This window comes from Tepidimonas sp. (genome assembly GCF_029335975.1).
Classification (GTDB): Bacteria; Pseudomonadota; Gammaproteobacteria; order Burkholderiales; family Burkholderiaceae_C; genus Tepidimonas.
On record NZ_JARJMT020000109.1, the window covers coordinates 1 to 25,474 of the forward strand.

Annotated in this window: 22 protein-coding genes and 1 pseudogene; 4 read left to right on the plus strand and 19 right to left on the minus strand. The window is 64.8% G+C overall.

The window, feature by feature from the left end; translation table 11 throughout:
- The 9 genes from P3W97_RS05990 to P3W97_RS06030 all read right to left on the minus strand — a co-directional run.
- On the minus strand, nt 1-621 hold a 621-nt coding region (locus P3W97_RS05990), incomplete at its 3' end, for an aldehyde dehydrogenase family protein (RefSeq protein WP_300844756.1).
- Between the two features lie 167 nt (nt 622-788).
- Nucleotides 789-2,462, minus strand: a complete 1,674-nt coding sequence (locus P3W97_RS05995; RefSeq protein ID WP_300844758.1) for a protein adenylyltransferase SelO family protein — start codon at nt 2,460-2,462, stop codon at nt 789-791.
- Nucleotides 2,463-2,512: 50 nt separating this feature from the next.
- The gene (locus tag P3W97_RS06000) at nt 2,513-3,349 is read right to left on the minus strand and encodes an ABC transporter permease (protein ID WP_300844759.1); all 837 of its coding nucleotides are present in this window, start codon (nt 3,347-3,349) and stop codon (nt 2,513-2,515) included.
- Nucleotides 3,350-3,365: 16 nt separating this feature from the next.
- Nucleotides 3,366-4,295: an ABC transporter permease gene (locus P3W97_RS06005; protein ID WP_300844761.1), complete on the minus strand. Its 930-nt coding sequence runs from the start codon at nt 4,293-4,295 to the stop codon at nt 3,366-3,368.
- Nucleotides 4,296-4,319: 24 nt separating this feature from the next.
- Entirely contained in the window at nt 4,320-5,435 is a 1,116-nt protein-coding gene (locus tag P3W97_RS06010) for a polyamine ABC transporter ATP-binding protein (protein WP_300844763.1), read from the minus strand.
- Between the two features lie 118 nt (nt 5,436-5,553).
- Nucleotides 5,554-6,720: an extracellular solute-binding protein gene (locus tag P3W97_RS06015; protein ID WP_300844765.1), complete on the minus strand. Its 1,167-nt coding sequence runs from the start codon at nt 6,718-6,720 to the stop codon at nt 5,554-5,556.
- Between the two features lie 126 nt (nt 6,721-6,846).
- Nucleotides 6,847-8,262 carry an aspartate aminotransferase family protein gene (locus P3W97_RS06020; RefSeq protein WP_300844767.1) on the minus strand — a complete coding sequence of 472 codons (1,416 nt, stop codon included), beginning with the start codon at nt 8,260-8,262 and terminating at the stop codon, nt 6,847-6,849.
- Nucleotides 8,263-8,295: 33 nt separating this feature from the next.
- A complete protein-coding gene (locus P3W97_RS06025) occupies nt 8,296-9,666 on the minus strand; it encodes a glutamine synthetase family protein (protein WP_300844769.1) in 1,371 nt (456 codons plus the stop codon).
- A gap of 114 nt (nt 9,667-9,780) precedes the next feature.
- Nucleotides 9,781-10,608, minus strand: coding sequence for a gamma-glutamyl-gamma-aminobutyrate hydrolase family protein (locus tag P3W97_RS06030; protein WP_300844771.1), 828 nt, complete (start codon nt 10,606-10,608; stop codon nt 9,781-9,783).
- Nucleotides 10,609-10,702: 94 nt separating this feature from the next.
- Here P3W97_RS06030 and P3W97_RS06035 point away from each other — a divergent pair, with 94 nt between their 5' ends.
- A complete protein-coding gene (locus P3W97_RS06035; protein WP_300844773.1) occupies nt 10,703-12,235 on the plus strand; it encodes a PLP-dependent aminotransferase family protein in 1,533 nt (510 codons plus the stop codon).
- On the opposite strand, the gene P3W97_RS06040 is transcribed toward P3W97_RS06035, so the two are convergent.
- From P3W97_RS06040 to P3W97_RS06075, 8 genes are all read right to left on the minus strand, one after another.
- Nucleotides 12,210-13,199: an HAD hydrolase-like protein gene (locus P3W97_RS06040; protein WP_300844775.1), complete on the minus strand. Its 990-nt coding sequence runs from the start codon at nt 13,197-13,199 to the stop codon at nt 12,210-12,212. The two genes, P3W97_RS06035 and P3W97_RS06040, sit on opposite strands and share 26 nt — an antisense overlap.
- Entirely contained in the window at nt 13,196-14,005 is an 810-nt protein-coding gene (gene phnE / locus P3W97_RS06045; RefSeq protein ID WP_300844777.1) for a phosphonate ABC transporter, permease protein PhnE, read from the minus strand. The genes P3W97_RS06040 and phnE (P3W97_RS06045) overlap by 4 nt, the downstream gene beginning before the upstream one ends.
- On the minus strand, nt 14,002-14,811 hold the full coding sequence (gene phnE, locus P3W97_RS06050) for a phosphonate ABC transporter, permease protein PhnE (RefSeq protein ID WP_300844778.1): 810 nt from the start codon (nt 14,809-14,811) through the stop codon (nt 14,002-14,004). The genes phnE (P3W97_RS06045) and phnE (P3W97_RS06050) overlap by 4 nt, the downstream gene beginning before the upstream one ends.
- Entirely contained in the window at nt 14,808-15,632 is an 825-nt protein-coding gene (gene phnC / locus P3W97_RS06055; protein ID WP_300844797.1) for a phosphonate ABC transporter ATP-binding protein, read from the minus strand. Before phnC ends, phnE (P3W97_RS06050) begins: the two co-directional genes overlap by 4 nt.
- A 25-nt stretch (nt 15,633-15,657) precedes the next feature.
- On the minus strand, nt 15,658-16,608 hold the full coding sequence (phnD, locus tag P3W97_RS06060) for a phosphate/phosphite/phosphonate ABC transporter substrate-binding protein (protein WP_300844780.1): 951 nt from the start codon (nt 16,606-16,608) through the stop codon (nt 15,658-15,660).
- Nucleotides 16,609-16,762: 154 nt separating this feature from the next.
- Complete coding sequence (locus tag P3W97_RS06065; protein WP_300844782.1) at nt 16,763-18,076, minus strand: FAD-binding oxidoreductase; 1,314 nt, start codon at nt 18,074-18,076, stop codon at nt 16,763-16,765.
- A 112-nt stretch (nt 18,077-18,188) separates the two neighbouring features.
- Complete coding sequence (locus P3W97_RS06070) at nt 18,189-20,378, minus strand: esterase-like activity of phytase family protein (RefSeq protein ID WP_300844784.1); 2,190 nt, start codon at nt 20,376-20,378, stop codon at nt 18,189-18,191.
- A 223-nt stretch (nt 20,379-20,601) separates the two neighbouring features.
- Nucleotides 20,602-21,516 carry a LysR family transcriptional regulator gene (locus P3W97_RS06075; RefSeq protein ID WP_300844786.1) on the minus strand — a complete coding sequence of 305 codons (915 nt, stop codon included), beginning with the start codon at nt 21,514-21,516 and terminating at the stop codon, nt 20,602-20,604.
- Nucleotides 21,517-21,623: 107 nt separating this feature from the next.
- Here P3W97_RS06075 and P3W97_RS06080 point away from each other — a divergent pair, with 107 nt between their 5' ends.
- The gene (locus tag P3W97_RS06080; protein WP_300844788.1) at nt 21,624-21,977 is read left to right on the plus strand and encodes a DUF4148 domain-containing protein; all 354 of its coding nucleotides are present in this window, start codon (nt 21,624-21,626) and stop codon (nt 21,975-21,977) included.
- Between the two features lie 204 nt (nt 21,978-22,181).
- The gene (locus P3W97_RS06085; RefSeq protein ID WP_300844791.1) at nt 22,182-23,171 is read left to right on the plus strand and encodes a porin; all 990 of its coding nucleotides are present in this window, start codon (nt 22,182-22,184) and stop codon (nt 23,169-23,171) included.
- A 208-nt stretch (nt 23,172-23,379) separates the two neighbouring features.
- Here P3W97_RS06085 and P3W97_RS06090 read toward each other — a convergent pair.
- Nucleotides 23,380-23,679 (minus strand): annotated as a pseudogene (locus P3W97_RS06090) (YbfB/YjiJ family MFS transporter); the annotation flags it as partial.
- A 41-nt stretch (nt 23,680-23,720) separates the two neighbouring features.
- Between P3W97_RS06090 and P3W97_RS06095 the strand changes: the two are divergent.
- Complete coding sequence (locus tag P3W97_RS06095) at nt 23,721-25,106, plus strand: aspartate aminotransferase family protein (protein ID WP_300844793.1); 1,386 nt, start codon at nt 23,721-23,723, stop codon at nt 25,104-25,106.
- A 2-nt stretch (nt 25,107-25,108) separates the two neighbouring features.
- Here P3W97_RS06095 and P3W97_RS06100 read toward each other — a convergent pair.
- A partial coding sequence (locus tag P3W97_RS06100; RefSeq protein WP_300844795.1) for a hemerythrin domain-containing protein occupies nt 25,109-25,474 on the minus strand: 366 nt, incomplete at its 5' end.

Consider the following 25,474-nt stretch of genomic DNA (forward strand, 5'->3'; position numbering starts at 1 on the left):
CGGGATGCCCGCTTCCAGCGCCAACTCCGCCAACCGCAGCGCGGTCAGCGGCGATTTTTCGCTGGGCTTGAGCACGACGGAATTGCCCGCTGCGAGGGCCGGGGCGATCTTCCAAGCAGCCATGAGCATCGGGTAGTTCCATGGCACGATCACCCCGACGACGCCGACCGGCTCGCGCGTGATGAGCGCCAGCGCCGTGTCTGCCGTGGGGGCGACCTCGTCGTAGACTTTGTCGATTGCCTCGCCGTACCAGCGGATGCAGTTGGCAGCGCTGTTGACATCCACACCCTTGGCGTAACGCACGGGTTTGCCCATGTCCAGCGTCTCGGTCAGCGCCAACTCATCGCCATGGGCCAGGATCAGCTCGGCGAAGCGGATGAGCACACGCTTGCGCGCCGCCGGGGGCTTGCCGACCCAGCGGCGGTCCTCGAATGCGGCGCGCGCAGCGGCCACCGCGGCATCGATGTCGGCAGGCCCGCCGCGCGCTACGGCCGCGAGCATACGTCCGTCCACAGGAGAGCGGCAGTCAAAAGTGCGGCCATCGGCCGCTTCGACACGACGCCCATCGATGAAAGCGCGGCCGTCGAACGTGGGCTGTTTATCGATATCGGCAAGGCTCATGGTAACGAATCTCCTTGGGGCGTCTCGGTGGCAGGCGCGCACCCCACACGCCCCTGTGTTCGCCGCCCATGTTAGCTCCATGTCCCGGTCTTTGGTGCGTCCATTGGCCCGCAAGCTTGGGGGGCCAGTGCAGGCTGGCGAAGGCGAGGCACGGCTGGCGTATGCCCTCAGGTCCCACAAAAGGTCACATAGCGCCGCGCCCATTCACGCGGGGCCGGCTCGGTCAGGCGCTCGTCGGCCGGCTCATCGAATGGGCGCTGCAGCGCCGCATGCAGCGCGCGCCACGGTGCCAGGTCGCCTTGCTGCGCGGCGGCCAACGCCTCTTCCACGCGCAGGTTGCGCGCGATCACAGCCGGATTGGCGCACCGCAGTGCGGCGGCGCGCTGCGGCGCCGACCCGCCGCCTCGCATCAGCCGCGCAGCCCAGCGCGCCAGCCACCCGTCCAGCGCCGTGGGCTCGCGTAGCAGCGGTGTCAGGGCCGCGCGCGCCGCTGACTGCACCGCCGACTCGCCCTCGTCCGTGGTGGCGGCCACATCTGCCAGACGGCGGTGCACCAGCGTCCAGTCCGCCTGCTGCGCCGCCAGCTGCACCAGCCAGTCGCCGATGAGCGCATCGTCGTCGGCCGCCCAGGCGTCGTCTGGCCCCTCGTCGGCCAGCCACGCCCACGGGCCAGCGGCGCAAGGCGCCCCGGGCGGGGTCAGCCCGAGCTTGGCACGCATCACCGCCCGCCAGGCGCGCCGGTGCACGGACGAGAAGGCGCGCACCGCCTCGCTGGCCAGCGCAACCGCCTGCTCCTCATCCGCGTGCAGCAGCGGCAGCACCGTCTCGGCCAGCCGCGCCAGGTTCCATGCGGCGATGCGCGGCTGGTTGCCCCATGCGTAGCGTCCGCCGTGATCGATCGAGCTGTATACGGTAGCGGGGTCGAATCCTTCCATGAACGCGCACGGGCCGTAGTCGATCGTCTCGCCGCCAATGGCCATGTTGTCGGTGTTCATCACACCGTGGATGAAGCCGACCGCCATCCACTGCGCCACCAGGTGCGCCTGCCGCGTGACCACCGCGCGCAACCATGCCAGAGCCGCTTCACTCGGCACCACGGGCGCGGCACCGTCGGGCACAGCGGGTAGCGCCGCCGCCAGCTCCGGGTCGTGCCGCCGCAGCGCAAACGCCAGCAGACGGCGCAAAAGCGCCGGGTCGCCCTGCGCCGCCACCCACTGGAAGGTGCCCACGCGCAGGTGGCTGGCCGCCACACGCACCAGCAATGCACCCGGCAGCGGCTCGCCGTCGCGCCAGACGGTCTGTCCGGTGGCCAGCACCGCCAGTGCCCGTGTGGTCGGGATGCCCAGTGCGTGCATCGCAGCGCTGATCAGCGCCTCGCGCAGCATCGGCCCCAGCGCGGCCAGCCCATCCCCGCCGCGCGCCAAAGGCGTGGCGCCGCTGCCCTTGAGCGCCACGTCCACCGTGCGCACGCCGTCCGGGCCGGCCAGCTCGGCCTCGCCGAGCAGCAGGGCGCGTCCATCGCCCAGCCGCGGCACCCAGCCGCCGAACTGGTGCCCGGCGTAGATCTGGGCGACCGGCCGCGTCCCGGGCGGCAGGGCCTGCCCGGCCAGGAGCGCCAGGCCATCCGGGCCGCGCAGCCACGCCGGCGACCAGCCCAGCGCCAGCGCCAGCGGCTCGTCCAGCGTCAGCAGCGCCGGAGCCGGCCAGCGCCGCGCCGTCCAAGGAACGGTCAGCTCCGGCAGCGCGGTGGCGAAGTCCGCCCGCAGCGGTGGTGCGCCCCCCTCGAGCGGGGCGGGACAGGCGGTGACCAGCAGCGCTGGGGCGGGTCGGGGATCGTTCATGGCACGCCAGCGTAGCGGCGCGCGCGCCGCCGCGCCTGGCGCGCGGCGCTTCACCCCTTGAGGGCCGCGGCCATTTCGCGCTCGCGCCGACGCGTGGCGCGCGCCACCCAGACGGCGTATCCGACGATGACGGTGGTGACGACGACGATCAGGATGGTGGCGGCGGCGTAGATCGTCGGGTTGATACCGCGGCGCGCATAGCCAAAGATCACCTGCGGCAGCGTGTTGACACCGGGGCCGGAGAGAAATTCGGAGATCACCACGTCGTCGAACGACAGTGTGAACGACAGCAGGAAGGCCGCCAGCACCGCCTGCGCGATGTTGGGCAGCGTGACGAGGAAGAACACCTGATGCGGCCGCGCGCCCAGGTCCATCGCCGCCTCCTCGATGCGGCGGTCCATCTCCAGCAGGCGTGATTGCACCACCACCATCGCGTAGGCCATGCCCATCAGTGTGTGGCCCAGGATGATGGTCAGCATGCCGCGCTGCGGCCAGCCGAAGATGTTCTGCGCCCCCACCATCAGCAACAGCAGCGACAGGCCGATGATGACCTCCGGCATCACCAGCGGCGCGTTGACCATGCCCGAGAACACGGTGCGCCCCCAGAAGCGCCGGTAGCGCACCAGCACGAAGGCGGCGAACGTGCCCAACACCGCCGACAGCACGCCAGTGGTCAGCGCGACTTTGAGCGAGACGAAAAAGCCGTTGACGATCTTGCTGTCGTCCAGCAGCGCCTGGTACCAGCGCAGCGAAAAACCGGTGAACACCGCGTCCTGCCGTGTGCTGTTGAACGAGAACACGATCATAAACAGCAGCGGCGCGTACAAGAAGGCATAGACCAGCAGCAGCCAGCCCTTGCCGAAGTGGCGCGTGATGAAAGGGCCCATATCGAAGCCTCCGGGCTCAATGCTGCACGGCGGCGCGCTCGCCGCTGTAACGGTAGTAGATGGCCAATGGCACGACGATCAAGCCGATCATCACCACGGCCAGTGCCGCGGCGCGCGGCCAGTTGTTGGCGGCGAACATCTCGTCCCACACCACGCGGCCGATCATCAGGTTTTCCGGGCCGCCCAGCAGCGATGGGATGACGAATTCGCCCACCGACGGGATGAACACCAGCATGAAGCCGGCAATGATGCCGGCCTTGGACAGCGGCACCGTCACCAGCCAGAAGGCGCGCCAAGGCGTGGCACCCAGGTCGTAGGCCGCCTCCAGCAGCCGCCAATCGAGCTTGACCAGGTTGGCATACAGCGGCAGCACCATGAAAGGCAGATACACATAGGTCATGCCCACCAGCATCGAGACATTGGTGTAGAGCAGGTGCAGCGGCTCGTCGATGATGCCCAGCGCCATCAGCAGGCGGTTGAGGATGCCGGCATCGGCCAAAATCCCTTTCCACGCATAGACGCGCAGCAGAAACGAGGTCCAAAACGGCAGCATCACCATCAGCAACAGGGCAGGGCGCACCGAGGCCGGGCTGCGCGCGATGAAATAGGCAAAGGGATAACCGATGACCAGACACAAGGTGGCGGTGATGGCCGCGTACAGCAGCGAGCGGACATAGGCCTCGACATAGAGGGTCCGGAACAGCGGGCCGTCCCACTCAGCCTTGAAGATGGTCCAGTAGTTCTCGTATTTGAGGCGCAGCACGCCGGCCGTGGCATCCCACAGGGGCTGGAAGGGGTCGATTCCCGTGCCCATGTCCACGAAGCTGATGTACAGCAGGATCAGGAAGGGCAGGAAGAAGAACACCGTCAGCCAGCCAAACGGCACGGCGATGACGAAGCGGCGTCCCGGCACGGACAGCAGCGACGAGGCGGGGTTTCGGGCCATGGCGGTTCTCCGGGACGGGCGCCCTCAGTCGCGCAGCACGACACCAGCGGTGTCGCTCCACCAAAACCAGACTTCGTCGTCCCAGGTGATGTCCGACAGGTCGTGGCGCGAGGTGTTGGCCTCGGTGATGCGCACTTTGTGCCCCTGTGGCGTGACGACGATATACGCGTTGTAGGAGCCGAAGTAGGCAATTTCCTTGACGCGGCCTTGGAACAGATTGCAAGCGACGCCGTCGGGGCGCTGCTTGGCGATGTCGATTTTTTCTGGCCGCACCGCCACGCTGATCGGCATGCCCACCGTGCCGGTGGTGCCGTAGCCGACGTGGATGCGGCCGATCGGGGCGTCGATCGCGCAGTGGTCTGGCTCATCGACACTGAGGATGCCGTCAAACAGATTGACACTGCCGATGAAGTCCGCCACGAAGCGGTTGGCGGGGTATTCGTACATCTCTTGCGGGGTGCCGACTTGCAGCACGCGGCCCTTGCTCATGACAGCGATGCGGCTGGCCATGGTCATGGCCTCCTCCTGGTCGTGCGTCACCATCACGCAGGTCACGCCCACCTGTTCGATGATGTTGACCAGCTCGAACTGCGTCTGCTCGCGCAGCTTTTTGTCCAGAGCCCCCAGCGGCTCGTCCAGCAGCAGCAACTTGGGCCGCTTGGCCAGGCTGCGCGCCAGCGCCACGCGCTGCTGCTGCCCGCCGGAGAGCTGGTGCGGCTTGCGCCGCGCATAGGGCGTGAGCTGCACCAGCGCCAACATGTCGTCCACGCGCTGAGCGATCTCGGCTTTGGGCAGACCTTCGCGCTTGAGGCCAAAGGCGATGTTCTCCCATATGTCCAGATGCGGAAACAGCGCATAACTCTGGAACATCATGTTGACCGGCCGCTCGTACGGCGGCAAGCCCGCCACGTCTTGCCCACCGAGCAGGATACGGCCCGAGGTCGGCGTCTCGAAGCCCGCCAGCATGCGCAGCAGGGTGGACTTGCCGCACCCCGAGCTGCCCAGCAGCGCAAAGATCTCGCCTTTGCGCACCGACAGCGACACCTCGTCGACCGCCACCGCCTCGTCAAAGCGTTTGACAAGCTTTTCGGTGACCAGATAGTTCTCTTGCTCGCCCGGAGCACGGGGTGCTTCAGCCATGACGGATCACACTCCTGCAGGTCGGCCGTGGCCGACGGACAAAGAAAACAGGGCTGCTCGTGCGCTGTGGCACGTGCAGCCCAGGCTCACCGGCGGTGCGGCAGAACACCGCCAGGCATCACTTGCCGCGCTTGAACGCGTTGTAGGCAGAGGCCATCGCCTCGCGCGCCTCGTTGGTGTAGCTGCTCGGCTGGATCAGCTTGGGCATATAGTCGGCCGGCGGGAAGATGGACGGGTTGTTCACCACCTCGGGCTTGATTTGATCTTTGCCCTGGGTGTTGCCAGCGTTGTAGCCCATCTCGTTGGCCATCGCGGCGGCGTTTTCCGGCTTGAGGAAAAAGTTGATGAACGCGTGCGCATTGTTCGGGTGCTTGGCATCTTTGAGGACTGCCATGGTGTCGAAAAACGCCAGCGCACCCGTGGAGGGCAAGAGCGCGACGATTTCGTCCTTCGACCCGGTCTCGGCGGCGCGGCTGGCAGCGATGTTGATATCGCCGGCCCAGCCGATGACTGCGCACGCCTTGCCGCTGGCGACATCGTCAATCATCGTCGAGCTGAAGATGCGGATGTCTTTGCGCACCTTCAGCAGCATGTCCACCGCCGCCTTGTAGTCGGCCGGGTCGTTGGAGTAGGCGTCCTTGCCGATGTAGTGCAGTGCCACCGGGATGATCTCGGTCGGCGAATCCAGGTAAGCGATCCCGCAGCTCTTGACCTTGGCGGTGTATTTGGGGTCGAACACCAGGTCCCAGGCATTGTCGGGCATGGGCATGTCGCCCAGCGCTTTGGCGAGCTTGGTCTTGTTGATGCCGACGGTGGTGAAACTCCAAGCCCAGGGCACGAGATACTGGTTGCCCGGATCCACCTTGTCCAACACCTTCATGACGCCCGCATCGAGATTGCCGTAGTTGGGGATTTTGGCTTTGTCCAGCGGCTGGAACAGGCCGGCCTCGATCTGCGGCTTGGCGAACACGCTGCCTGGCACGACGATGTCGTAGCCGGTGTTGCCCGCCACCAGCTTGGCGTGCAGCGACTCATTGGTCTCGAAGGTATCGTAGTTGACCTTGATGCCCGTTTCTTTCTCGAACGCCTCCAGCATGCCCTCGGGGATGTAGTCGGGCCAGTTGTAGATGTTGAGCACCTTCTCGTCGTCGAGCTGCGGGCCTGCCGGGGCCTGGGCGACGACAGGCGCCGGAGCCGGGGCAGGCTGGGCGACGGGTTCCTCCTTCTTTCCGCAGCCAGCAACGACCGCGGCGGCCAGGGCGAGGGCCAACAAGCGCTTCTTCATGTCCACACTCCAGTCGAGAGTTTTGAAAGGGTAAACGGTCAACGATTACCAAGCAACAAACAGGCCGGCGCGGACTTGACCCACCACACCGCTGGATGCTCGACTGGGATTCTAGGACACCCCCAATCAGGTTTTGCCCTGCCGTTGCAAATCGGCCCATGTGGCGTCCAGGGCCGTGCGGATGAGGCGGATCATCTCATCGATGTCGGCGCGCGTCATGACCAATGGCGGCGCGATGATCATGCGGTCGCCGACGGCGCGCATGACCACGCCGCTGTCGAAGCAGTGGCCGCGGCAGGTCATGCCCACGGCCCATTCCTCGGGAAAGCGCGCCAACGTGGCCTTGTCCCGCACCAAAATGAGGCCCGCCACCAGGCCGCAGGTCTCCGCCACGCCCACCAGCGGATGGTCGGTCAGCTCGGCAAAGCGCTGCGCCAGATAGGGGCCAGTGTCCTCGCGCACCCGCTGAGGCAGCGCTTCGGCCGCCATGAGGTCCAAGTTGGCCAGCGCCACCGCGCAAGCCACCGGGTGGCCGCTGTAGGTATAGCCGTGGGTAAATTCGCCGCCGCTGTGCAGCACGCGGGCGATGCGTTCGTTGACCAGCACGCCCCCCAACGGGATATAGCCACTGGTTACGGCTTTAGCAAACGTCACCAGATCGGGCCGGGTACCAAAGCGCTCATAGGCAAACCAGTGGCCCAACCGGCCAAAAGCACAGATCACCTCGTCGCTGATGAGCAATATGCCGTAGCGATCGACGATGCGCTGGATTTCGGGCCAATAGGTCTCAGGCGGGATGATGACGCCGCCGGCGCCTTGCACCGGCTCGGCAATGAAAGCCGCGACCTTGTCCGGGCCGACCTCCAGAATTTTTTCCTCCAGCCAGCGCGCGGCGCGCACGCCAAACTCGGCCGGCGTCTCGCCCGGCTCGCGCAGATCCCAGTAGTAGGGCTGCTGGATATGGACGATGCCGGGGATGGGCAGATCGCCTTGCTCATGCATGCCCGCCATGCCACCGAGGGACGCCGCGGCGACGGTGGAGCCGTGATAGGCGTTCCAGCGGCTGATGATGACCTTGCGCTGGGGCTGGCCCATCAAATCCCAGTAGCGTCGCACCAGGCGCACATTGGTGTCGTTGGCTTCCGAGCCGCTGCTGGTGAAGAAGACATGAGAAAAGCGCCGACCATCCACTGGCGGAGCCAGCTCGGTCAACCGCGCCGCCAGCCGCACCGCCGGCTCGGTGGTGGTCTGGAAAAAGGCGTTGTAGAAGGGTAACGCCAGCATCTGTCGATAAGCGGCTTCGGCCAGCGTCCGCCGGCCATAGCCGGCGTTGACGCACCACAGGCCGCTCATGCCATCAAGGATGCGGTGGCCCTCCGAGTCCCAAATGTAGATGCCCTCGGCCCGCGTGATGATGCGCGCCCCCTTGGCCGCCAGTGCCTGATGATCGGTGAAGGGATGCCAAAAGTGCGCACTGTCGAGCACCTGCAGCGCTCGGGTGTGCGCGCTGGGCAGGGGCAGGCTGTCAGCGGGGGCATTCATGAGCGGACTCCTTGGGACGGACGGGTGGGCGGGTCAGACGTGCAGCAGCAGGTGCTCACGCTCCCAGGGCGAGATCACTTTCATGAACTCCTCGAACTCGAGTTCCTTGATCTCGGTGTAGATGGTGATGAACTCCTCGCCCAGCACATGGTGCAAGTCGGGCTCGCGGCGCAGCCAGTCCAGCGCCTCGCCCAGGCTGCGCGGCAGCGCATAGGCCGACAGGTAGGCGTCGCCGCGCATTTCGGGCTTGGGCTTGATCTTGTTGACCAGGCCAAGATAGCCACAGGCCAGCGTCATGGCCATGGCGACATAGGGGTTGGCATCGGCGCCGATGACGCGGTTTTCGACACGACGCGCTTGCGGCGGCGCGATTGGCGAGCGGATACCCACGGTGCGGTTGTCGTGGCCCCACTCGATGTTGATGGGCGCGGCGGTGTGGCGCGCCAGCCGCCGGTAGCTGTTGACATACGGGGCCACCAGCGCCATCGCGGCCGGGATATAGCGTTGCAGGCCACCGATGTAGTGGCCGAAGGCCTCGGACGGCGAGCCGTCTTCGTTGCTGAAGAGGTTGCGGCCGGTGGCCTTGTCGACGATGCTTTGGTGGATGTGCATCGCACTGCCCGGCTCGCCGGCGATCGGCTTGGCCATGAAAGTGGCGTACATGTCGTGGCGCAAGGCGGCCTCGCGCACGGTGCGCTTGAACAGAAACACCTCGTCGGCCAGCGCCAGCGGGTGGGAGTGGAAGAAATTGATCTCCATCTGCCCGGCGCCAACCTCGTGAATCAGCGTGTCGACATTGAGCTCCATCTTGTCGCAGTAGTCGTAGATCTCCTCGAACAGGGGATCGAACTCGTTGACGGCATCGATGGAGTACGCCTGACGTGAGGTTTCGGCGCGTCCGCTGCGGCCAATGGGTGGGTGCAAGAGGGTGTTGGGGTCGGTGTTGCGTGCGGTGAGGTAGAACTCCAACTCGGGTGCGACGACCGGCTCCAGGCCCATGGCCTCGTACAGACCGCAGACGTGGCGCAGCACGCTGCGCGGCGCGTAGGGGATGAGCTTGCCGCTGTGGTCGAAGCAGTCGTGGATCACTTGCGCGGTCGGATCACTGGCCCACGGCACGATACGCGCCGTGGTCGGATCCGGGCGCAGCTGCATATCGCGGTCGGTGGGCTCAATGACGTCGTAATACGGCCCGCTCTTGGGCTGCTCGCCCGTCACGCTCATGGCCACGATGGCCTGGGGCAGACGCATGCCACGGTCCTCGGTGAATTTTTCGCGCGGCAGGATCTTGCCCCGCGCCACGCCGGTCAGGTCGGGGACCAGGCACTCGACTTCGGTGACGCGCCGCTCGTTGAGCCACTGTTCGAGATCGTTGAAGGATTTGAGGTGTTTGGAACTGCTCATGGGTTGCTCCGTTGCCCGAGAGTTGGCGCCACATCCTGCGACGCCCGCGGGGACTGCCCCGTGATTCTGGCTCGCGACGTGACTGCACACCAGAGACGGGGCCCGGGAAACAGCCTAGGGGAGTTCGGGGGTGGCCGCAAAGGCGCGCGCGTCGGACGCGCGGCGCGCGCGGCGCTGGCGCAGCGCCGCGCCAAAGGCGCGAAAGATGGCGCTGGACAGCGGGTCGTCCCAACAGCGCCACTCGGGGTGCCACTGGACGGCCAGCGCAAAGGCTTGCGCCTGGTCAAATTCGACCGCTTCGATCAGCCCATCCGGGGCATGGGCCACGGCGCGCAAGCCCGGCGCCAAACGGCGGATGCCCTGCCCGTGCAGGGAATTGACGCGCACCGTCGCTGCGCCACCCGCCAGCCGGTGCAGCAGGCTGCCGGGCTGCAGGGTCACCTCGTGGCGCGGGCCGTACTGTTCGTCAAGCGGGGCGGCCCTGGGCTCGCGGTGGTCCAAATGACCAGGCAGGGCATGGACCGCCTGATGCAGACTGCCGCCCAGGGCGACGTTGATCTCTTGAAAACCGCGACAGATGCCCAGCAGCGGGATGCCCCCAGCCAGCGCGTGGCGCACCACGGCCAAAGTCACCTCGTCACGCGCTTCGTCCAACGGCAGCGCCGGATCGGCCACGGCCTCGCCGAAGTGGCGCGGATGCACATTGGACGGCGAGCCGGTCAGGACGACCCCGTCCACGGCGGACAGCAGCGCCGGGACATCGGCGGCATCGGCGAGCGGAAACAACACCGGTTGCGCCTGCGCCCCCACCTTGACCGCGCGGGCGTATTTGTCGCCCAGCAACAAATATGGCATGGCGCGGCCGTGATCACCGAGCAAGCGGTGGTCCGCCGGCATCCACACGAGAGGGGAGGGCAGGTTGGCGCACATGTTCGAACTCATTCTGGCGGTCGATTGGGTGCACAATGGGTGCCATTTGACCCCATGGCATGGGGCCAATTGATGGAGAACCCCGCCGCTGCCAGGAGACTTTGGTATGATCCAATCCTCTACCCTGCTGGCCGATTTCTTGCTGACGGAAATGGCCCGTCCCGACGGACCGGCTGGGCCCAGCGGGGGCCTGCCGCTGAACCGGCGACTGTACGAGGCGCTGCGCCGCGCCATGCTGGACGGGCGGCTGTCCGCAGGGGACCGCCTGCCCTCCAGCCGGGATCTGGCACAAGATTTGCGGCTGTCGCGCAACACCGTGGTGGCGGCACTGGAGCAGCTCAGCGCCGAAGGCTATCTGGTCAGCCGCGTGGGCAGCGGCACCTATGTACACGAGCAACTGCCGCAAACCTTCGGTGCCGCCCGGCGCGGGGGGGTCGGCGACCCCGCGCGGCTGCCGGGCCTGTCGGCGCGCGGGCGGGTGCTGGCCGAGCACCACGGCGCGCGGGAACTGGAGATCCAGCCGTTCACACCGGGAGCGGCGGATTTCAGTGCCTTTCCGGTCGCACTGTGGCAGCGGCTACAAAACCGGCACTGGCGCAGCGCGCGGCCCGAAATGCTGGACTACACCACCTCCGGCGGATACGGCCCGCTGCGGCGCGCGGTGGCGGACTACTTGCGCGTTTCGCGCAGCGTGCGGCTGGATCCAGAGCAGGTGCTCATCACCACCGGCACGCAACAGTCGTTGGAATTGTGTGCACGGCTGCTGGCCGATGCCGGCGATGTGGTGTGGATCGAAGACCCAGCCTACTGGGGCGCCATCAAGGCGTTTACCGCGTGCGGACTTCAGCTGCAGCCCATCCCGGTGGACGCAGAGGGGCTGCAACCCCCGGCAACGGGCGAAGCCACACCGCGGCTGATCTATGTCACCCCCTCGCACCAGTACCCGACGGGTGTGGTGATGTCGCTGGTGCGCCGGCGTGCCTTGCTGGCCCAGGCCGCGCGCGCCGATGCCTGGGTGCTGGAGGACGACTACGACAGCGAGTTTCGCTTCGACGGCGCGCCGATCGCATCACTCGCCGGCTTGGACGACGACGGCCGGGTGTGCTACTTGGGCACCTTTTCCAAGGTGCTGTATCCAGGGCTGAAGCTGGGCTATCTGGTGGCCCCGCGCGGCTGGGTGGAGGCGTTTCGCCAAGCTCACTACGATTTGTACCGTCCCGGGCAACTGCCGCTGCAAGCGGCGCTGGCGGAGTTCATCGAAATGGGCCATTTTGCCGCCGCCCTGCGGCGCACGCGCCAGACCTACGCCGGCCGGCGCGCGCAGTTGCTGCACGCGCTGGCCCCGCTGCTGGATGTCGAGGGCGTGCACATTACCGGAGCGGCCCAAGGGTTGCACCTGTGCCTGCGGCTGCCGCTGTCGGTGGATGATCACGCCGTGGCGCAGGCCCTGGCGGCCGAGGGCATCTCGGTGCGGCCGCTATCGGCCTACTGCCTGCAGCGGCGCGACCTGCGCGGCCTGCTGATTGGCTACGGCTACGCCCAGCCGGCATTGATCGAGCCAAGCGCGCGCCGTATCGTGCAGAGGGTGCGCGACGCCCTCGACACCCGGCGACTCAGCACACGGCCACCGGGCCAATGAAGGGCATGACCACATCAGGGACGATGCCCGTGCAGGCCACCGCGCGCGCCACGTCCAACCCCGTGCTCGCCCCCGCACCCGTGATCCACGCCGTGCGCAAACCCACCGCTTGTGCCCCCAGGATATCGGTGTGCAGCGTATCGCCCAACATCCATACCCGCGCACGCTCCACGGCGCCGGGCAAGGACGCCAAAGCCAGCTCGAAAATCGAACCCAAGGGCTTACCAAAGCGCAGGACCGTCGCGCCCGTGCGCTCTTGCAGCCCAGTGCACCAACCGCCGGGCTCGGGCCGCCATGCATCGCCCCAGGGCGAAATCAGGTCCGGGTTGGCCACCCACACGGGTCTGGGGCTGGCGCGCAAGCCGGCTTCCAGGGCCTCCTGGTCACTGGCCTGCCAACCCCATGCAGCCAGAAACAGCACCGCGTCATCGCCGTCATGCAACGCGCCATCCCAACGGCGCCCATGGGCGATGGGCAGGTCGGACAGATCCGCCTGGCCGGGCGCAATGATCACCCAACGCCAATGCGCGGGGGCCTCGGCCAGGGCCTGCAAGGTCACATCCCGGCTGGTGATGAACTCCGCGGCCGTCAAATCAAAACCCATGGCCCGGTAGCGGGCGACGAGGGCTGCTTTCGGCTGGCTCGCCGCATTGCTGACCACCCGTAGCGCGCAGCCGCGCTGACGCACGGCCTGCAGTGCTTCGGGCGCTCCTGGCAGAGCACTTTCGCCCACATTCAGCACACCGAAGGCATCGGTCAGAATGGCCTCGGCCTCACCCAGTATCGCGCCCAGATCCGACACAGCGCGCGGGGTCCGCGCTTGTCGCCCCGACACAGGCGTGGGCCAGCAATGCTGCTGGCTATGGTAGGCCATCAACACCGACCAGGCGTCCTGCGGGACCGGCTCGGCGCGGGCCGCCGTGCCGCCTGCGGCCGTTTGCGATGGGCAGAACAACTTGTTCAAATCAGCCGCTGACGGACTTGCGCTGTCACCCATTCGCTCACCACCACGGTCAGTAGAATCACCAGCAACAGCATCGTGACCTTGGGCCAGGCCAGCACCGACAGCGCCGACTCCAATTTGACACCGATACCACCAGCACCGACCAAACCCAAGACCGTGGATTCCCGGATATTGATGTCCCAGCGAAACACGGTCACGCCCGCCAACGTGGGCGCCACCTGTGGCACGATACCCCAGGCCATTACCTGAACCCCGGTGGCGCCAGCGGCCTCGATCGCCTCCACGGGTTTGGGATCGATTTCTTCGATGGCTTCGTACAACAACTTGCCAATGAAGCCAATCGAGCGCAATGCGATCGCGAACACACCGGCCAGCGGGCCAGGCCCCAGGATAGCCACCAAGAGCAAGGCCCAGATCAGGGAATTGATCGACCGTGACGAGACGATGACCAGCAGCGCCAAAGGCCGGATGAGCTGCGCGCTGGGTGTCGTGTTGCGCGCCGCCAGAAAGGCCACCGGGGTGGCGATGACGACACCCAAAAGCGTGCCCAGGGTGGCCATGTTGATGGTCTCCCACAGCGGCCACAGCAATTCCTGGGTAAAAGACCAATCTGGCGGGAGCATGCGACTGGAAATGTCGGCCGCTTGGCGCGGAGCATCCGCGACAAACGCCCAGATGGTGTTCGACGTCATCACCTGAAAACACCAAGAGATGAACGCCAGGGTTAACACCCACAGACCAAAAATAGCCAATTCGTAAGCCGGCGTGCGCTTGCGCCAGACCGCGGTATTGGAAAGTTTATTCATTGTATGTGTTTGCGCAAGTAGCTGGATGTATACTCTGCCACCATCACGATTGCAATGATGACGAGGATAATCGCCGCCGCAGAGCTGTATTCATACCGGTCCATGGCGGTGTTCAAGGTGTCGCCGACCCCGCCAGCGCCGACGATGCCGATGACCGCCGATTCGCGAAAGTTGATGTCCAAACGATACAGTGACAAACCCACGAGGCGGGGCAGCACCTGTGACAAGACCCCGAAATCCAACATCTGAACGAAGCTGGACCCGGCAGAACGCAATGCATCGATCTGGTCTGCGTCGATCTCCTCGATATCTTCCGCCAACAGTTTGGCGATGAAACCGATGGTGGCGAAAGTCAGCGTCAAAAAGCCCGCAAACGGCCCGAACCCAAACATCGCTACCAGAAAGATAGCCACGATGATTTCGTTTAGCGTGCGCGACACGGCGATGAAACCGCGGCAAAACAGGTATATCCAGGTGGGCGCCAGATTGCGCGCCGCCCCGATCGCCACCGGGACCGACAGTGCCACGCCCAGCGCCGTGGAGGTGACCGTCATGGTCAAACTCTCGACAAATCCCCGACGGATGTCGTCCCAGCGCGAGGTAAAGTCCGGTTGCAGAAATGCCGCAATGAAACGTCCGCCTCGCTCCAGACCCTCGATGACACGCATCCAATCGATCTGCAGCGACGCCACCCCGACTATCAGGTAAACGGCAGCAGACAACCATAAAAACCAACGCCAGCGGGCATCCTCTATCAAGGGCGGCTTCTTCCAAACGCTGGGCCATGGCTGAACATGCGCCGTCATGCTGCCTCCACCTCGGCTTCGAAGTCCGTGGCATGCTCTCGCTCGACGCGCCCTGGCTGCAAGCGCTTGGTGATCGCGCTCCAGTCCTCATCTCCGTAGATACGTGTCAACGTGTCTTGATCGACATGGGCCGCCGGCCCATCGAAAACGATTTGGCCAGCCCGCAAACCCACGATGCGAGGCAAAAACTCCGTTGCCAACACGACGTCATGGATATTGACGATCGCCGCCAGCCCGCGCTCGCGACACAAATCCATGATCAAACGCATGATTTGCCGGGATGTTTTCGGATCGAGACTGGCCGTGGGCTCGTCCACCAAAAGCAACTGCGGATCTTGCATCAGGGCTCGGGCGATGCCGACACGCTGACGCTGCCCGCCAGACAGCGCATCGGCACGCTTGTTTTCCATCCCAGACAGTCCCACGCGGTCCAGCAACTCGTATGCGCGGGCGATGTCTTGCGATGGGAAACGACGAAACCAACTGCTCCAAAAACCCACATGGCCCAGTCGGCCGCTGAGCAGATTTTCCATCACGGTCAGCCGCTCGACCAATGCGTATTCTTGGAAAATCATCCCAATGCGTCGACGCTCCGCACGCAAACGACCTCTTCCCAATGACCGCATGTCGGTGCCGGCGAACAACACGGATCCGCTGGTGGGCTCAACCAGCCGGTTGACACAGCGGATCAGCGTGGATTTGCCTGCCCCCGAGGGGCCGATCAGGCCCAACACCTCACCCGCATGCACAGACAGGTTTATGTTATTCAGGGCCAGATCACCCGTCGGATAACGCTTGGTCAAGTCGCGCAGCTGCAACAAGGCCGAGGAATCCTCGGCACGCACATTATTTGCATGCATAGCTGACATTCATGGCACGGTCGATCTCTCGAACCACTTGCCAGGCCTCCTTATAAGAAATGGGGATGAATTTTTCCTGGGGCGGCTCGGATTTATTGAATTCTTTGGCCAATTCTGAACCTTCCCAGGGAAACGAGAAAAACGCTTCCTTCACCTTGGTGGCCAGCTCTGGCTTCAGGTTATACACATAACCGTAAGCAGTGGTCGGGAAGGTTTGTGACTTGTAGATGACCTTGGTGGCGTCTGGCTTCACGACGCCACGCGCTTCCATGCGCTTTTTCACCGAATTGGCGATGGCCGCAGCGGGATAGTCTTTGTTGGCGACCCCCAAAATTGAATTATCATGCTTGCCACTAAAAACGGGTGTATAATCTTTACCCGCTTCCATTTTGAACTGGTCGCGCAGTAATGCAGAGGGCGCCTTGAATCCCGAGTTCGAGGTTTCGGATGTAAAAGCCATCTTTTTGCCGCGGATATCCTCGATTTTTTCGATCCCGCTGCCAGGATAGGTGATGATTTCCATCTCGTAGCCGTAGGCATCGTCCTTGCTGGCCATCATCGCGAATGGCACAAAGCCAGCACAGTTCACCGCCAACGGGGTCGATCCCGTGTTGAAGCCCGCGACATGCAGGCGGCCCGCTCGCATCGCCTCAATCTGCGCAGCATTGCTCTGCACCGGGAAGAATTGCACCCGCTTGCCCGTGACTTTCGACAGATGCTGGATGAAACCATCCCACACCTTCGCATAGACCGACGGATCTTCCACCGGGGTATAAGCAAACACGAGCACTGACGGATCTACCCACTCCTTTGGGTCGGTGGGTGCATCGGCCACCAGGTCACCATTGCTGTCTTTGAAACGTGGGTCCATGGCTTGTGCGCCAAATGTCAGCAAGGCAGCCGCGGCCACCAGGGTGTGCAGAAATACACGACGCATATACGACGCTCCTGAGAGATATCATTGAAAATCAAGCTTGCGTGTCCATACCGATTCCGGATCCGGGGCAGCGCAAGATCGACCACGCGGATCATTCGTAGGGCGCGTGTCAGGAATATGACAAAAAGCCTTCTGGCCTTTGTGGCCACCCAAATCAAACCCAATCTTTCAAGCGGTGCCACGCCATGCCCAGCGCCAGCAGCGGCGTGCGCAGCCACCGCCCACCAGGGAAAGACCAGTGCCGCAGCCGGGCATACACATCCCAGCGCTCGGTTTGCGCGCACACCGCCTCGGCCACCACGCGGCCGGCCAGGCCGGTGAGCGCGAGTCCATGGCCGCTAAAGCCCTGCAGGTAATAGATGCGGTTGCCCACGCGACCGAAGTCTGGGGCGCGGTCCATCGTGATATCGACGAATCCGCCCCACAAATGCGTCAGCCGCACGTCCTGCAGCTGAGGAAAGACCGCTTGCATGCGTCGCCGCATCGTCTCGCGCAGCCGCATCGGCGTCTTCGTCGTGTAGCTGACGCGGCCGCCGAACAGCAGCCGATGGTCGGCGCTGAGGCGGAAATAGTCCAACACGACGTTGTTGTCGCTCACCGCCGCGCCACTCGGGATCAGCGCAGCGGCGCGGTGTGGCGGCAGCGGTTCGGTAGCGACGATGTAGGTGCCCACCGGCATCACGCGAGCATGGATCGAGGGCAGCACGCCAGGGCCCCATTCCGGCAATAGGCAGTTGCCCGCCACCACGGCAATGTCTGCCCGCACCTCGCCCCGATCCGTGACGGCGCTCACGCCAGACGATGCGTGCTGCAGCTGACGCACGGCACTGTTTTCATACAGCACAGCCCCAGATTGGATGGCCGCCTGCGCCAACCCCACGGTGTATTTAAGCGGGTGCAGATGGCCAGACACGCGCTCGTGCGCCGCAGCGACATAACGCGGACTGTCCACCCAGGCACGCAATGCTGCGCCTTCGGCCCACTCGGTGGAGAAGTCGTAGTCGCGCGCCAACTGGTCCATCTCTGCACGCAACTGACGCGCCTTGCGCGGTCGATCGGCCACGTACACATAGCCGCGCCGCCAGTCGCAATCGATGCCGTAGCGCTGGATGCGTTGCTCGATGAGGTTTACACCCTCCAACGACCACAGCCACGCCTGACGCGCCAGCGCACGGCCGAGCTGACGCTCCAACGGCCCCATTCCGCTGGCATATCCGACGATCGCCTGGCCGCCGTTGCGGCCACTGGCGCTGGCTCCGATGCGGCCAGCCTCCAACACCACCACACGGCGACCGCGCTCGGCCAATTCGAGTGCAACGCTCAAGCCGGCCAAGCCGGCACCCACGACCACCACATCCGCGCGCACATTGCCCTGTAGCGGTGGCAAGGCGGGCGGGCGCTGTGTGGTGTATTCGTAGTAGTTTTCGCGCCCGAGCAGGGCATCGGCTTGCAGCAATCGGGTCGGCATAAACACTCGCACGGCGTTGAGACGAAACGGCCTCCACCGTACAAGACAAGCTTATGGCAGCTCGGGGCCACTGTCGGCGATGGGCCGAGGACCACCGGCCCCAGCGATCGCTTCAGCGTGGGGCAGCGTCAAGGCTTGGCCAGCGCAACAGCAAAGTCTCGCCGTTGCTTCCATCGACGCCATCGTTGTCGGTCACGGCATACCAATGACCGGATATATCTCGTGCCAGCCCCTCGAGTTTGTCAGGCACCATCCCGCCACCGAGCCGCGCCAGCTCGTGCGTTACTTCTCGCACCACTGTCTTGGCCAGCACCGGCATCGACGCTGCCCCCGGCTCGGCCGGCGCGACCCCGCGCACGGATACCCGCACCAGCTGTTTGAGGGCATCCGGCCCGTACTGGTTGTCGCGCTCGATGAGCACAAAGGTCTGCTCATCCTCGGCGACGATCTCTGACATGCCTACCCATGCACCCTGTCGGCGTGGCTGGCTCAGTGGCACCCTCCACGCCCCCCAGCGGCCAGTGGCTGGGTGATATTGCAGCAGTTTCACATGGCCAGGGGGGTCGTCCTTCCACTCACGCTGCACGATGGCCCAGACCCGTTCGTCATCACCGCGGCCGGTCACCGCCACACCCTCCAAGCCAAACCGTGTCGCCTGACGTTGCCAGACCTCGGGCAGCGGCACCTCTTGCATGACGCGGCCCTCGTCGTCCAAGCGCACCAGCAAGTTGGGCCTCGGGGTGTCTTTGGCATCGGGATTGCCTTCGGATGCCATCCAGAAACCGCCCTGTGCCCGGCGGGCGATGCCCTCTGCGTCATAACCCACCGCTTGGCCGTCGCGCGTGACGGTCAGGCGGCGGATGATGCGTGCCGGATGTCGTGTCGCGTCGATTTCGTACAGATGGGTGTGAGAAAAGAAACTGTCCGACACGGCCCACAGGCGCGCCGGCTGGGTCGGATCAGCCGTCAGACCCGATAACGCTCCCCAGCCGATGGGCAGCCCACGCTCGTCATCGCTCGACACGATCATGGGGTAGCGGGGGACGACGTTCGCCGTTGTCGGCACCCAGCGATAAATGGACAATCCGGCCCGGTGTCCCTTGTCGACTTCGCTGGCGACCACCAGCAGTCCCCGCTGAGGCAGCGCCAACAAACCCTCTGGGCCCTGCAGCGTGGGTAGCATTTGCACAAAGGTTGGATCGCGCCGCGGTCCTTCGTCGCGCCAGACAGCCACCAAGCCCGCGCGCTCCAAGCCCACGAAAAACAATCGCTGTTTGCCAAAGGTTCCAACGGCCAAGCCCTCGGGCTCTACCCCCTTGGCACGCGAGCGCTTCTCGGGGTAGTGTCCCAAACGCACCGCCATGTGATCCAGCACCGCGCCGCTGTCCCACAGAATGCGACCTTGGCGGTCGAACATGGTGACCCCGCGCGAACCACCGCGCCAATCCCCCTCGTTGGCCGTCACAAAGCGGTTGTCGTCCAACCACACCACGGCGTCAGGCTCGCGCGGGATGCGGCTAAGCGTATCGGCGAGGCTGATTTGACCATCGGTCTTGCCATCGACCGCTTGCACATCGGCGACTCCCGCGCTGAAGTGCTGAACGACGGCGCGGCGCCGCACATCCACCAGGGCCAGGTGGTTGTTCTCTTGCAGGCTCACCACCGCGAGCCCTTGGCGATTGACATGAACGAATTCAGGCTCGGGATCGCTGGGGGCGACATCCGCCAAGCCTGTCAGTCCAACGGGATGCATGCGGGTGCAGTCCGGCAATCCCCCGGGACGGACCGGCACGATGGTCAGGTTACCGGGTGGGTATTGTGGCAGCGCCCCTTTGTCGATTTTTTCGTCACGTTCATTTTCGATCACGATCACTGCGTGACGCCGCTTCGGATCCCAAGCAATGGCGTCCGGCTGTCCGTACAGGTTGCAGCGATCGACCACCTTGCGGGCACGCCAATCGACCACCAGCAACAAGCCTTGCGGCTGATGATGCTCAACCGTCTGATCCACCACCACCCAAGCATGACGGCCGTGAACGGCCACCGAGGTGGGCTCACCGGGCATTTCGATGATGCCAGCGGGGCGCGGGCGCGCAGGATCGCGCAAGTCCACGACACCCACCGCGCGACGGGGGGAATCGGTGTAGATCAGCCAGCGCCCGTCATCGCTGGCGGCAACGATCTCGGCTGAGGATCGCGCGACCCCCTGCTCGGACCCATTTCGAAACGTCTCGAAGATGGCGATGCGCTCGAAGTAGCCCGTGTGGCTGGGAGTGGCTGCCGATGCCAACAGTGCAACCATCCATCCGGACAGGACACCGGCTGACCTGCGCGCAAGGGAGCGACCGACTGCGAATGTACTCATGGAAAGGACTCGGTTAGAAAAGCGGCGGATCTGCGATTCGGACGGCGGCGATGGTCGCGCGCGCGCATGACATTTCTTTGAAGACTTTTCTTTGAACCGGCCAACAGCCAGGTCATTTGGCACCCTCCGCTAGAAATCCCGCATCGGGGCAGGAATGCCGCTACCGATCCTGCTGCAGCAGCGCGGCTGACTGGAGGGCGAGCTCATCCAGAAAAGCCTGCGTTCGGGCGGGCAAATGGCGCCGACTGGGCAAGGCGGCGTACAAGGACCACTGCGCCGTGACCCAGCCATCGAGCACGCGCACCAGCTCACCGCTGGCCAGCCGCTGCGCCACCAGGTCCAGCGATACGGCAAGAATCCCGCCCCCGTCCAGCGCCATGCGCAGCAGTGCTTCGACATGGTTGCTGCAAGCAACAGGTTCAACCACCACCCGGCTGACGGCGTCCGGTTGGTCCTGCCGCCAGAGCGTCCAGGCCTGGGTGGGCTGCCCTGCTGGGCGATAGCGCAAACATTGGTGATACCGCAAATCCTCTGGTCGGCTCGGTGTTGCGCTGCGTTGCAGATAAGCCGGGGCGGCCACCAGTGCGCTGACCCCGCTGGCGATGCGGCGTGCAATCAGACCCGTGTCGATGTTGCCTTCCACGGCAAACAGCGCCACGTCGTGTTCTTCCACCGAAGGCACGGCGTAGCTTTCGACATCCACCTCGACACGCAAAGCCGCATGGCGCGCCGTCAGCCGTGGCACGATCGGGGCCACCAGCACGCTGGCCAATACCGGCGTGGCCAACACACGCAGCACACCCGACACCGTCTGGCTGCGCTGACTCACCAGGGCGTCGGCTTCATCCAAATCGGCCAGGATGCGCCGCACCCGCTCTAGATAGGCCGCTCCCTCGTCGGTCAGCGCCACGCGCCGCGTCGTTCGTTGCAGCAGCCGCACGCCCAGCTGCGCCTCCAGGTCGGCCACCATGCGCGTCACACTGGCTGCCGACAGATCCAGGGTGCGCGCCGCGGCGGCAAAACCGCCGGCATCGACCACCGCTTGAAAAACACGAAGGCACTGTAGGCGATCCATGGCCAAGATTGTCGATGATTGTTTCTTAAAAAGCAACGACAGATTGCTAAAAGCGTTGTTTATTTTCGATTACTTCATTAGTACAGTCTGCTCTACGGGCTGCATCGATGGCCCTCTCCATCAAGTTCTCCTCTATCCAAACGAAAGGAACCACCATGAACCGCTTTGCTGTGCGTACCCTGATCGCCACGTCGCTGCTGGCTGCCACCGCCGCCGCTTCGGCCGCCAGCTTCCCCGTCGCATCCGGTGAATTTTCAGCCATCGACATGGTCGCGCCAGATGGGGCACAGGTGGTGCGCGCCACCCGCAACGCTGCCAACTCCGAAGGCCGCTCCCGTGACGAAGTGAAAGCCGAACTCGAAGCCGCTCGCTGCCGGGGTGAACTGCCGTTCGACGGTGAAACGGGCCGCACCTACCGCGAGGTCTTCCCGGGCCGCTATCCGCTGCCCGGCTGTCGCTGAAGCCTTCTGGCGTCACTGCGCGGGCCCGGCCGGGACAGTGTTGCAAAGTCACAACAACCGCATCATCCCGAATTGACTTCACGCTGTCGTCATCCTTCGTTGCTAATATAGATGGTGTGGTTCGGCCTCCCGAGCCATCTATCCCCGGTCGCGGCCTCTCCTGGGAGGTTGCTGCTTTCTGGTTCAACCTTAGGAAATCCGAAGATGAAGAAATCCCTGATTGCCTTGGCGGCCCTGATGGCCACTGGAGCCGCCCTGGCCCAATCCAATGTGACGCTCTACGGTCGCGTGGACCTGTCGGTGGGCAACCTCAAGGACAAGGTTAACAACACCTCCACCACCCAGATGTTCCAGGGTGGCGATGGGGGTCTGACCACCTCGCGCTGGGGCCTGCGCGGCACCGAGGATTTGGGCGGTGGCCTGAAGGCAGCCTTCAAGTTGGAAAACCGCTTCAACGCCGACACCGGTACTACCCAAGATCCATACTTCAAGGGCGAGTCCAGCCTGTCGCTGATGGGCGGCTTTGGTGAAGTCAAACTCGGCCGCAGCACCACGGTGTACGACGATGTGCGCGCCCTGGGTCAGAGCCGCAATGTGTTCGACTCGGCTTTCACCGCTTCGAGCAACGGTGTGTTCAAGTCGGGCGGCGACTACGCCTCGCGCTTTGACAACAAGATCAGCTACTACAGCCCCAACATGGGTGGCTTCTACGCGGGTATCGACTTTTCGCTGGACGAAAAAGCCGGCGTATCGCAAGACAAGTATGCGATCAAAGCCGGCTACAAGCAAAAGGAATTCGAAGTCGCCCTAGGCCACCAAAACGAAAAAGACAAAGCTGACAAGTACACCGTGCTGGCGGCCATGTACGACTTTGGCAGCTTCTCCGTGTCGGGTTCGTACAACCAACGCAACGGCAATGCCACCAACGGGGACGATGAAGAGTACTCGCTGGGCGTGACGGTGCCGTTCGGAGCGTGGGCCTTCTCGGCTGGCTATGCCTACAGCAAGACCAAAGATTCGGCGAAAGGCGCGAAGAACGGCAAGGCCAACGGCTTTGGACTGGGTGCGACGTACAGCCTTTCTAAGCGCACACGCCTGTACGCCGGTTATCGCGACGTGACGGTCAAGAACAACGTCGGCACCAAGACCAAAGACGAGCGCTTGGTGGCCTTTGGCGTGCGCCACGACTTCTGATCTCGGGTTTCCAAGCCGAGGCGGCATGAAGCCGCCCAATCTCTCCAAAACGCTTCTTGGGACGGGCTTTGCGTGCAAAGCCCGCTTTTTTATAAGGTGCGCCGGCGCCGGGCAAATATCGCCCCCAGCCACAACGCCGCCGACGAAAACCACCATCCCCGCTCCCAAGCCGCCAGGTCCGTCACCCGACCCTTAGAAAACCCCCTGCCGCCATGAAGAGAGCCGCCAGCATCGTACCGCCCAGCAGCACGGCAGCCGGACTGTATCGGCGCATCAGCACCGGCACGGTGAGTGCCCCGACCAAATAGCCCACCGCATTGGCCATATTCATGGCGCCGGCAAGCAGATAGCTCCAGCCCAGGTCCGCGCGCATCGGCGGCAGCAGCAGCCCATAGGCAAAACGGGTGATGCCCAGGGACACCGCCGCCCCCAGCGACAGCCACAGCGTGAGCACCCACCCCCGGCGCCGTGGCACCGGGCCAGCGGATCCCTGTTCGAGGCAAGACATGGCCCTGCATTGTGACGCGGGCGTTTTTATCCTGTCACACCATGCGCGACACCCGAATGCCCTCCTCCTCCACCGCCGTATCCGCCGACCGTCTGGCCGCACTGCAAGCCGCCGAGCGCAAACGCTTTCTGGCCGAACACCCCAGCTCGCGCCTGTTGGCCGAGCGCAGCGCAGCACACTTTTTGTTTGGCGTGCCGCTGCATTGGATGCGCGACTGGCCCAACCCGGTGACGCTGTTCGTGCGCAACGCCCAAGGGGCGGAACTCACATGCGCCGACGGTCATGGCTATGCAGATTTTTGTCTGGGCGACACCGGGGCGATGTTCGGCCACTCCCCGGCCCCGGTGGCGCGCGCCCTGGCCGAGCAGGCAGCCAACGGGCTGACCTGCATGCTGCCCACCGAAGCGACAGCAGACGTGGGTGAACGGCTTGCGCGATGCTTTGGTTTGCCATTCTGGCAATTTGCTCTGAGCGCCAGCGACGCCAACCGCTTTATGCTGCGCTGGGCACGGGCGGTCACGGGGCGGCCACAGTTGTTGGTGTTCGACGGCTGCTACCACGGCGCGGTGGACGAAACGCTGGTGGACCGCGACCCCGTGACCGGCGGCACGGTGCGCCGACCCTCGGTGCTCGGTGCGGTACACGACCACCCCCATTTCACCCGCGTCATCCCCTTCAACGATTTGACCGCGCTGGAACGCGCCCTGGCCGATGGACAGGTGGCTGCCCTATTGGCCGAGCCCGCGCTGACCAACTTTGGCCTGGTGCCGCCCGCAGCCGGCTTCTGGTCGGCGGCGCAGGCGCTGTGCCGCCGCCATGGCACCTTGCTGATCCTGGACGAAACCCACACCCTATCCAGCGGTGTCGGCGGCTATGCACGGACGTATGGCTTGGCACCGGATGCCTGGGTGGCCGGCAAGGCCGTGGCCGGGGGCGTGCCCTGCGCACTGTACGGCGTGACCGCCGATCTGGCCGCCCGCATGCAAGCGGTCAAACAGGCCGCGCCCGAGGGACACAGTGGCATTGGCACCACACTCACCGCCAACGCCTTGGCCATGGCCGCGCTGGATGCCGCTGTGCAACATCTGCACACACCATCCAGTTACGCCAGCATGAACCATATCGCCGATGCGCTGGAAGCGGGCTTGACCCAGCGCTTGCGCGCCCATGGCCTGCCCTGGACGGTGACACGGCTAGGGGCCCGGCTCGAACTGCAGTTCATGCCCCAGACACCACGCAACGCCGATGAGGTGCGCCAACACGCCCAGCCGGCGCTCGAAGCGAGCCTGCACTTGTTTTTGCTCAACCGCGGTGTGCTGCTGACGCCTTTTCACGGCATGATGCTGTGCTCACCGGCCACCACCCCCGCACAGGCGGCGCGGCTGCTCAACGCCTTCGACGACTGGCTGGCCGCCTTGGGCTTGTGACATCACGCCCCGAGGCCGATGGGCGCCGGGGCCACTTCCAGAATGCGGCGAAACAGCCGCTCATAGGCCGGATCGGGTGCATAACGGCCCGTCAACGGGTCGCGGTTGGCCTCGAACGCCTCGTCCAGCGCCTGCCAGTCGGCTTCGTCGAGCACGCGTTGAGCCGCGGGCAAGATCTCTTGCTCCTCCAGCCGCATATGCTCCAGATAGAACCCGACGTAACGCTCGCAGGCCTCGACAAAATCGGCCTGTCGGCTGTCGCCTAGCCATTCCCAGGCCAGCAGGCGGTGTTGCAAATCGCGCACCTGCGACTCGCCCTTCATGTGGTCCTGCTCCAGTTGGGCAATGACCGAAAGCAGCGCCGGTTC

Excerpts from the sequence above, each read along its gene's own strand:
- P3W97_RS05995 (WP_300844758.1), bottom strand. The coding sequence starts at position 2,462 with ATGAACGATCCCCGACCCGCCCCAGCGCTGCTGGTCACCGCCTGTCCC.
- P3W97_RS06000 (WP_300844759.1), bottom strand. The coding sequence starts at position 3,349 with ATGGGCCCTTTCATCACGCGCCACTTCGGCAAGGGCTGGCTGCTGCTG.
- P3W97_RS06005 (WP_300844761.1), bottom strand. The coding sequence starts at position 4,295 with ATGGCCCGAAACCCCGCCTCGTCGCTGCTGTCCGTGCCGGGACGCCGC.
- P3W97_RS06010 (WP_300844763.1), bottom strand. The coding sequence starts at position 5,435 with ATGGCTGAAGCACCCCGTGCTCCGGGCGAGCAAGAGAACTATCTGGTC.
- P3W97_RS06015 (WP_300844765.1), bottom strand. The coding sequence starts at position 6,720 with ATGAAGAAGCGCTTGTTGGCCCTCGCCCTGGCCGCCGCGGTCGTTGCT.
- P3W97_RS06020 (WP_300844767.1), bottom strand. The coding sequence starts at position 8,262 with ATGAATGCCCCCGCTGACAGCCTGCCCCTGCCCAGCGCGCACACCCGA.
- P3W97_RS06025 (WP_300844769.1), bottom strand. The coding sequence starts at position 9,666 with ATGAGCAGTTCCAAACACCTCAAATCCTTCAACGATCTCGAACAGTGG.
- P3W97_RS06030 (WP_300844771.1), bottom strand. The coding sequence starts at position 10,608 with ATGAGTTCGAACATGTGCGCCAACCTGCCCTCCCCTCTCGTGTGGATG.
- P3W97_RS06035 (WP_300844773.1), top strand. The coding sequence starts at position 10,703 with ATGATCCAATCCTCTACCCTGCTGGCCGATTTCTTGCTGACGGAAATG.
- phnE (WP_300844777.1), bottom strand. The coding sequence starts at position 14,005 with ATGAATAAACTTTCCAATACCGCGGTCTGGCGCAAGCGCACGCCGGCT.
- phnE (WP_300844778.1), bottom strand. The coding sequence starts at position 14,811 with ATGACGGCGCATGTTCAGCCATGGCCCAGCGTTTGGAAGAAGCCGCCC.
- phnD (WP_300844780.1), bottom strand. The coding sequence starts at position 16,608 with ATGCGTCGTGTATTTCTGCACACCCTGGTGGCCGCGGCTGCCTTGCTG.
- P3W97_RS06065 (WP_300844782.1), bottom strand. The coding sequence starts at position 18,076 with ATGCCGACCCGATTGCTGCAAGCCGATGCCCTGCTCGGGCGCGAAAAC.
- P3W97_RS06070 (WP_300844784.1), bottom strand. The coding sequence starts at position 20,378 with ATGGTTGCACTGTTGGCATCGGCAGCCACTCCCAGCCACACGGGCTAC.
- P3W97_RS06075 (WP_300844786.1), bottom strand. The coding sequence starts at position 21,516 with ATGGATCGCCTACAGTGCCTTCGTGTTTTTCAAGCGGTGGTCGATGCC.
- P3W97_RS06080 (WP_300844788.1), top strand. The coding sequence starts at position 21,624 with ATGGCCCTCTCCATCAAGTTCTCCTCTATCCAAACGAAAGGAACCACC.
- P3W97_RS06085 (WP_300844791.1), top strand. The coding sequence starts at position 22,182 with ATGAAGAAATCCCTGATTGCCTTGGCGGCCCTGATGGCCACTGGAGCC.
- P3W97_RS06095 (WP_300844793.1), top strand. The coding sequence starts at position 23,721 with ATGCGCGACACCCGAATGCCCTCCTCCTCCACCGCCGTATCCGCCGAC.